This window comes from Streptomyces sp. FH025, from assembly GCF_017427025.1.
GTDB lineage: Bacteria > Actinomycetota > Actinomycetes > Streptomycetales > Streptomycetaceae > Kitasatospora.
This window is the reverse complement of sequence record NZ_JAFLNG010000397.1, coordinates 1-7,253: the sequence shown is the minus strand read 5'-3', so window position 1 is coordinate 7,253 and position 7,253 is coordinate 1. Positions and strand designations below refer to the sequence as shown.

At 68.8% G+C, this 7,253-nt stretch carries 13 protein-coding genes; 5 read left to right on the top strand and 8 right to left on the bottom strand.

The window, feature by feature from the left end; translation table 11 throughout:
• Positions 1 to 188: hypothetical protein (locus J0670_RS24875; protein ID WP_207813889.1), on the top strand; the 188-nt coding region annotated here is incomplete at its 5' end.
• 43 nt (positions 189 to 231) lie between these two features.
• Here J0670_RS24875 and J0670_RS24870 read toward each other — a convergent pair.
• Positions 232 to 717, bottom strand: coding sequence for a hypothetical protein (locus J0670_RS24870; RefSeq protein WP_207813888.1), 486 nt, complete (start codon positions 715 to 717; stop codon positions 232 to 234).
• Positions 718 to 862: 145 nt separating this feature from the next.
• Here J0670_RS24870 and J0670_RS24865 point away from each other — a divergent pair, with 145 nt between their 5' ends.
• Positions 863 to 1,396, top strand: a complete 534-nt coding sequence (locus J0670_RS24865) for a hypothetical protein (RefSeq protein ID WP_207813887.1) — start codon at positions 863 to 865, stop codon at positions 1,394 to 1,396.
• Positions 1,397 to 1,564: 168 nt separating this feature from the next.
• Here the strand turns inward: J0670_RS24865 and J0670_RS24860 are convergent, their stop codons facing one another.
• From J0670_RS24860 to J0670_RS24830, 7 genes are all read right to left on the bottom strand, one after another.
• A complete protein-coding gene (locus tag J0670_RS24860) occupies positions 1,565 to 2,392 on the bottom strand; it encodes a JmjC domain-containing protein (protein WP_207813886.1) in 828 nt (275 codons plus the stop codon).
• Positions 2,389 to 2,811 (bottom strand): hypothetical protein, encoded by a 423-nt coding sequence (locus tag J0670_RS24855; protein WP_207813885.1) that lies wholly within the window; start codon positions 2,809 to 2,811, stop codon positions 2,389 to 2,391. Before J0670_RS24855 ends, J0670_RS24860 begins: the two co-directional genes overlap by 4 nt.
• A 77-nt stretch (positions 2,812 to 2,888) precedes the next feature.
• The gene (locus J0670_RS24850) at positions 2,889 to 3,134 is read right to left on the bottom strand and encodes a DUF397 domain-containing protein (RefSeq protein ID WP_207813884.1); all 246 of its coding nucleotides are present in this window, start codon (positions 3,132 to 3,134) and stop codon (positions 2,889 to 2,891) included.
• A gap of 195 nt (positions 3,135 to 3,329) precedes the next feature.
• Positions 3,330 to 4,178, bottom strand: a complete 849-nt coding sequence (locus J0670_RS24845; protein ID WP_207813883.1) for a helix-turn-helix transcriptional regulator — start codon at positions 4,176 to 4,178, stop codon at positions 3,330 to 3,332.
• A complete protein-coding gene (locus tag J0670_RS24840; RefSeq protein ID WP_207813882.1) occupies positions 4,175 to 4,921 on the bottom strand; it encodes a DUF6879 family protein in 747 nt (248 codons plus the stop codon). Before J0670_RS24840 ends, J0670_RS24845 begins: the two co-directional genes overlap by 4 nt.
• Positions 4,922 to 5,062: 141 nt before the next feature.
• Positions 5,063 to 5,263, bottom strand: coding sequence for a DUF397 domain-containing protein (locus tag J0670_RS24835; RefSeq protein ID WP_207813881.1), 201 nt, complete (start codon positions 5,261 to 5,263; stop codon positions 5,063 to 5,065).
• Positions 5,264 to 5,273: 10 nt separating this feature from the next.
• Positions 5,274 to 6,161 carry a helix-turn-helix transcriptional regulator gene (locus J0670_RS24830; protein WP_207813880.1) on the bottom strand — a complete coding sequence of 296 codons (888 nt, stop codon included), beginning with the start codon at positions 6,159 to 6,161 and terminating at the stop codon, positions 5,274 to 5,276.
• Between the two features lie 175 nt (positions 6,162 to 6,336).
• Here J0670_RS24830 and J0670_RS24825 point away from each other — a divergent pair, with 175 nt between their 5' ends.
• From J0670_RS24825 to J0670_RS24815, 3 genes are all read left to right on the top strand, one after another.
• A complete protein-coding gene (locus J0670_RS24825; RefSeq protein WP_207813879.1) occupies positions 6,337 to 6,705 on the top strand; it encodes an ATP-binding protein in 369 nt (122 codons plus the stop codon).
• A complete protein-coding gene (locus tag J0670_RS24820; protein ID WP_207813878.1) occupies positions 6,702 to 6,950 on the top strand; it encodes a hypothetical protein in 249 nt (82 codons plus the stop codon). The genes J0670_RS24825 and J0670_RS24820 overlap by 4 nt, the downstream gene beginning before the upstream one ends.
• A gap of 105 nt (positions 6,951 to 7,055) precedes the next feature.
• Positions 7,056 to 7,253: hypothetical protein (locus J0670_RS24815; protein WP_207813877.1), on the top strand; the 198-nt coding region annotated here is incomplete at its 3' end.

Genomic DNA, 7,253 nt, shown 5'->3' with positions numbered 1-7,253 from the left:
ACGACGCCTTCGAGCTGCTGGCCCGGGTGGCCGGCGCCGAGCGCGTGCGGCGGGAGCCGGGGGCGGTGGCCGAGCTGGCCGAGGTGTGCGGCTACCTGCCGGTGCTGCTGCGGACGGCGGCGGGCAGGCTGGCAGCCCGGCCACAGTGGACGGTGGCCGAGCTGGTCCGGTGGCTCGCCCGCGCGTAAGTCACTGCGCGCGGGCGACGGCCACGGCGGGGAGCCGGCGTGCCTAGTCGATGCGGTAGCCGTACAGGTCGGACGACAGCTGGACGAAGTTGCCCGAGCCGGAGTGGGGGATCCGGTCGCCGCCCCAGGTGACGAAGACCGCGCCGTCGTCGCCGACGGTCAGCCTGGCGTGCGGGTGGCCGTAGGTTTTGAGGTCCCAGCAGTAGCCGCCGTTGGCGGAGTAGACGACGAGGTTTCCGTCGGACTGCATGACGGCCTTGTAGCCGCAGTTGTTGGTGCCGGTGGCCCAGACGGGCTTGTCGCCGTGGTAGATGACCAGGTTGCCGTCGGCCTGCATGATCATCCGGGCGCCGGCGGAGTCGAGGTGCCAGCCCGGGTAGAGCGGCTCGTCGTCCCAGATCGAGACGTAGTTGGTGCCCCGTTCGAGCGCCGCCTCCGCGGTGCCGGTGGCGGCCATGGTCCCGGCCAGGGCGAGTGCGGTGGTGGCGGCGGCCAGCGCGAGGCGCCGGAGGGTCTTCGTCGTCTTCATGTCCCCGTGGGTCTCTTCTCGTTCCTCGCGCCCGTGCTTGGGTGGGGGCGCCGTGCGGGAACGACGATGCCGGAGGGCGGTATACGTTCGATGAACGCCCGCTCGCCGGGGGCGGGAGTTCGGACCCGACCGAGGGAAGTGCGAGATGAACGACCGGCCGATGGGCGAACTGCCGTCCGCCCCCTACGTCATCGACGACACCCTGTTCGGCGAGATCACGGTCCGGATCGAGGGTCAGGAGCGGGTGATCGTCTCCGGGGAGAACATTCCCACCGCCGTCCTGGAACGCGACCCGGGCTGCGAGGTGGATCCGCACATCGCCATCGGCACCCGCGACGCCACCCACCTGACCTTGACCATCGACGGCACGCCGTCGAGGCTGCGGCCGGGCAAGGGGAAGCTCCTCCGGCAGACCTACCGGGTCTCGGCCGAGTACGACGGGGCCGTCTACGTGCTACTCCCCGACTCCATCCCCAGCAGCCGGCTCACCCGCGACGGCACGCGCCTCGGCGACTTCTCCAGCGACGGCGACGAGATCGTCATCGCGGAGTGGAAGGACGGTGTCCCCACCCGTCCCGCCGACGCCGCCATCGGCTACGTCCTCTCCTCCGCTTTCGGGACGGGCGGGCAGCCTACCTGGATGCTGTTCGCCGAAGCGGTCAGCGCGGTACTCCCCTGAAACACGGGGGCGCAGCGCCCCGCGGAAGCCGTATGAGGGCCGGGCCCGTACGGGATCGTTCTCCGTACTGGCCCTGCAACGTCACGCCCGGTGGGCTCAGTCGGCGGCACCGCGCTCCGGCGCCGTGAACGCCCGCTCGTCGGCCTCCGACGAGCGGGCGTCAGCGGTTCACGAATGGTCGAACATCGTGCTGAACAGCTCGGACGCGGTGGAGAGTTCGGTGCTCAGCCACTCGGCGGGCAGGCCGACGGGCAGCGCCCGGCGCATGCGCGGGTCGGTGAGTGCCTGCTGGACGAGCCGCTGCGCGAGCCCGAAGTAGGTCAGTTCGCGGACGGCGAAGGTCAGGTGCAGGGACGGGCCGTCGCCCACCGGGAACGGGGCGTGGATCCAGCCGCGCGGCACCCACAGGGCGTCGCCGGGGTGGAGGGTGGTCTCGACGTCGGCCGGCGTCGTGCGGACGTGCTGCCGTTGTTCGTCGGTGAACCCGGTCTTGGGGAAGCTCAGGTGCTCGGGGGTCGGGTTCTCGACGACGGGGCGGTGGAGCGGCCAGGTCTTGGCGCCCTCGACCTGGGCGACGAGGACGGGGTAGGAGTCCCAGTGGTGGCTCAAGCCCCGGGCGTTGGGTGGGGTGAGGTAGGCGCTGACGTGCATCGGGTGGCCGATCTCGGCGTGCAAGCCAGCGTGCAGGGCGGAGACGGCGGGGAAGACGCTCTGGATGTTCCGCAGGGAGATGGTGTCACCGGCGTCGTGGTGTTCCCAGATGGCGGAGGGGATGATGCGACCCTCCTCGACGTAACTGGCTTGGGGGGTGATCTCGCCGTCCCTGATCAGGACGATCTCGTCGGGCCGGATGCACCTGGCGTCGACGGTCGCGCGGATGTCGGCGATGGTGAGCGGTGGGCGTTCGTGCCACCGGCCGTGGTGGCTGGTGAGGGGCGTGGTCGGCCACGTGGAGAGGATGCGTGCCGGGTCGTCGACGAAGAGGTCGAGGGTCATGGGGCTCCGTTGACGGCGACGGCCCGAGGGGCTGGGCAGGGGATGGCGGGCCAGAGGCGGTTCGGGCAGCAGATCGCGGCCAGGTGCACGAAGCGCGGGCCGGTTTCTTGCTGCCAGTGCGCCCACACCACGTCCGAGCCGGCGGCCAAGGTTTCGGCGGCGAACGCGGTGCGCGCGTCGAGGGGGAGATGGTGGCGGTGTGGCGGGTTCTCCTCGTAGCGGGAGCTCAGCCAGGCGGCCGCGTCGGCGGGGGTCGAGGCGGTGGAGGAGATCAGCGAAGCCGGTTTCAGGAGCCACCAGCCAGTCATCATCGGCGGCAGGTTCGAGGTCCTGAAACCGGCGTCCGGTTCAGGGCGCCTCGGGGCCTCGTTCTTGAGCTGCTGGCCGTCTCCGGACCACAGATAGGTGTGCCAGTGCACCCGGGTTACCTCCGAGGGGAGTTGGCCGGGCCGCCCCGAGGCGTGGCTCGGGGCGGCCCGGAGAGGAGGTGGTGGGGTCAGAGCGTGATGCCCTCGGCCTGGGCGAAGCCGCGCACGAAGGTCACGAGCTCCGCCCGGCTGACCCGGATCGCGCCGTTGACGCCCGGGTTCTCCGAGTGGCCGAGGGCGAAGGAGTCGGCCATCCCCGGGACGGCGGCGACGGTCAGGCAGGACTCGTCGTTGTCGTTGCCCTGGTTGCCGCCGCAGTAGGAGCGGAAGTCGGCGCCGGTGAGGTCGGCCGCGTAGAGCGCGGTCACGTCCATGTGGTTCACAACCTTTCGTCGAGGAACGGTTGATCGGCGTGGCGACACGAGCCGGAGCATGAGCGTGGCCGAATTGGATGCGTGCGCCACGGAACACGGACGCTTCGAAGCTCACCTCTAGTGACGGTTCGGATCGTCCGCGTAACCAGCGTCGCGCGGGTGTGGGAAATCCCCGGCAGGATTTCTGAGGATTTCTCAGATCCAGCTTTCGGCGATGGAAGTGAGCAGCCGGCGGGCGTCGGAGTCGTACAGGGCGCTCGGCGCCAGCAGGTCGAAGACCTTGCGGTACTGGGCGACTTCCTCGGGCAGGGCCAGCCGCAGTTCGGCGCTGACCACCTCCACGACGACCTGCTGGTCGTCGAAGATGCAGAAGCCGTGCGCGGGGGAGACGGGAAGACGGGTGCGGAACGGCACGATGCCCAGACGGACCGCCGGAAGGGTGGTCGCGGAGACCAGGCGGTCGATCTGGGCGCGCATGACGTCGGCCGAGGCGGTGCCGTAGCGGAGGGCGGCCTCGGTGAGCAGGATGTGCCAGCGCCGGTTGCCGGGGGCGTAGAGGACTTCCTGGCGAGCAAGACGGGCGGCTACAGCGGCGTCCGTGTCCGGTGGGCTGTCATGGAGCCGGGCGTGCTCGTGGAAGCGGGCGGCGGCATAGTCGGCGGTTTGGAAGAGCCCCGGCACCCAGCAGGGCTCGAACACGCGGACGGTCTGTGCCGCGGCCTCCATGGCGGCCCAGGACTGCTGGATGGCCGCGTGGCCGTGCCGGAGCTCGTGGCGCCACTGCGCGTAGCGATTGTCCAGGTCGCGGAGGAGAACGACGAGTTCGTCGGCGGCGCCGGGATCGCCGCAGGCGCTGGTCCAGGCGCGGAGGTCGGCCACGGTGGGGGACTGGCGCCCGAGTTGGAGCTTGGAAACTTTGCTGGCGGGCCAGCCCAGGAGGCCTGCGAGGGTTCGACCGTCGAGCTCGGCCGCCGTGCGGATCGCCCGCAGGCGGCGGCCGAGCTCCAGACGGGCCTCGTGGACCTCTTGTCTTGCGGTGCTCAACGCGGCGGATGCTCCTTGACGAAGTCCTCGTACCGACGCGCGTGGTGGAAGGCGGCGTCGAGCCAGCGGGCGTGCTCGACGACCACCGCCGGGTCCGTCACGATCTCGGCTCCGAGCATCTGCCCGGCGTCGGTGAAGTGCAGGATCGCCAGTGTATGCGAGTCGAACAGCCAGAAGTCCCGGTCAGGCAGGGCGAGGTTGTTCGCGGTTGCGCGGTCGAGATAGCGGATGTCCTCGCCCGCGCGAGTGTTGTGCTCGGTCAGGAAGAGCTCGTAGCGCAGGTAGTCCGTCAGCTTGGGAGGAACGACGCGGACCCGGGCCACGGTCTTCCCGGCGTTGGTCTGCTCCCGCATGGTGTCCAGCCAGGGCGTGAACCAGCTGAGGTCGACGTCGGAGCCATCGAGGAACTGGTCGAAAGACTCCCGCTCGTTCTCGATGTCGTAGTGCGTGCGGGTTTCGAGACGCCGGGCCGTGTGGGCGAAGTCGCGAAAGAGGGCTTCGAAGTCGGCACCGGTCACCAGGTCGGACGGGGCCGGCGTGGGACGCGTGGGAGCGAACCGCTCCAGCAGCTGGCGGGGCACTTCGACGACGTCCTCGTCCTCGGCAAGATCGCGGAGGTCGTTGCGGATGGGATCGGCTGGGTCGATCCGCGAGCCCTGGACGACGACCGTGTCACGGTCGGTCTCGTAGACCGACGGGCAGCCGCCACCCCCGCTGGTGCTACCTGTGAACCGCAGCTTCATGGTTGCTCCTCCCGATAGAAATTTCTCCAAGTTTCGTTTGTGAGTGGGGAAGGCGGGAAGGCCAGAACCAGCCAACGGCGGTGGGTGAAACGAACCCTGCCCGCTCGCCGGGCGGCGAGCGGGCGGGGAAGGGGCGGTGGCTCAGACGAGGTGGTCGAACTCGCCGGCCTTGGCGCCGAGGATGAGGGCGTGGAGCTTGGCGGTGGTCGTGGTCACGACGATGCCGGGGTCGTCGGACTCGCGGAGGTGACGGATATCGCCCTCGCCGCTGGATAGTTCTACACAGTGACTGCCGTCGTCCGTGTCGCTGAACGACGATTTCTGCCAGCGGAGTTCGGACATTGTGCGCCCTTCATTCTTGCAGTAGGTACAGAAGGTGTTGGATCAACCCCCAGGAGTCTCGTGAATCATCCTGCATCGACCTATCGGCCGTGATGGCAGGTAGGGCGATCTGGCTCAACTGCTCGAAGCGGTCACGGTAGCTGGCGATCGAGGCTTGATCGACGAGGTACTCGGCACGAGTTGGTCCATCCAGGATGACCGTGGACAGCGGGGCCGAGCTGGGGGCGCAGATGAGAAACGAGTTTGCGCGTGGGGGCTTCTTTGGGACCGTGAACGGCAGTACTTGGACAGTGATGTTGGGCAGCTCTGAAATGGCGAGCAGATGCTTCAACTGGGCCCTCATCACGGCCTTCCCCGGAAAGTGCATGAGCAGTGCAGCTTCGTGGATGACGAACCGGAACTGTCGTTGGCGTTCGTCGGTCAGGATGCGCTGACGCTCGATGCGGAACCGGACTGCAGCATCGGTCGCCTGCCTCCGCTCGGGATAGGCATCCTCGAACATTGCTTCCGTGTATTCGGGTAGCTGCAGATAGCCGGGGATGTAGAAGGTTTCATAGTTGTCCAGGGAGGCCGCCCGAGCCTCCGTTTCGGCCAGATCGAGTGCCCTGGGCGTGACCTGATCCTTGAACGTGGACCACCAGCCCTTGCCGTCACTTGCACCCAGGTCGCCCAGCTCGGCCATGTATGTCTCATCGGTGCAGCCATAGCGGGTCAGCAGGTTGGAGAGGCGGGCAGGGTCCAGGCCTGTGCGGCTGGCCTCGATGTGGCTGAGCTGCGGAGCACCCATGTCGATGAGGGCGCCCGCGTCCTTCACCGTGAAGCCGGCCTCTTCGCGTAGGCGCCGCAGCTCAACGCCGAACCGGCGCTGCCGTTCGCTGATCTCGGTCCTGAGAGCCAAGGATCTTCCCTCCCTGTCGTGCGCAGTCTCTCCCCGAGAGACCGCAAGGCGCCACCCGTAAAGGTGATGCTCGGCGAATCTGTTGCAGGCTTGAAACTCCCTGCCCTACTCTCAGTGTTGCACCGGTCACGTGACGCATCGTCAGTGGCTCCCCTCCTCTCGCCTGGGGTCCCCCATGTGTGCCTTCAATCCCCCCGACTGGTCCGTCGCTCGCAGCGAACTGCGCGACCTCCTCGCCGCCGACGGGTGGCCGGCCTCCCTCATCGCCGACGCCGAGCTCGCTCTCCACGAACTCTTCGTCAATGCCTGGAAGCACGCCGGGAGTCCGGCGCCGCTGGTCACCCTCGCGCTCTCCCCGCGACGCCTCCGGGTCTCGGTCTGCGACGACAGCCCGGTCCTCCCCGAGGAGCCCTGCGCCCCCGCCGATCCGCTCTCCCTCTCCGGCCGGGGCCTGCACCTCGTCCGCGCCCTCACCCACCGCTTCGGCGTCGACCTGCGCAAGCAGGGCAAAGCCATCTGGTTCGAGCTGGAGGTCACCGCGTGAACCGCTACCCCATGAAGCCGACCGACCCCCGGATCCGGAACTACACCGAGGACCACATCCGCACGCTCCTCGCCGAACTCCACGAGCGCGGGCGCAAGTTCGGCCTCATCTTCCCCTCCGCCACCACGGACAAGACCATCGACGGCTGCGTCCTGGTCAGCTTCAACACCGCGCCGGCCTCAACTCTCCTGAACCTCCTCACCCTCCTCCTCGACGCCGACCGCGAGCGCCCGTGCGAGTCCTGATCGCCTCCGCCTTCCTCGCCCTCCTCGCCCTCGCGATCGTCACGGTCGCCCTGGGAGTCATCACCGCGCTCAACGTTGCAAGACCCGACGAAGAGGAGCTCTGACATGTCGGACCGCGCCGTCGCCAACGCCCTCGCCGCGACGAACTACGCCGTCGCCGCCGTCTTCAACGCGCTCGCCACCGGCCCCGTCGTCCCGCCCGTCCCCGACGACTTCGACTGGCCCGAGCTCGAAAACTTCGTCCACGACTTGGGCTTCGCCGCCGACCACTCCGACGTCGCCCTCAACCTCTACCGGCTGCTC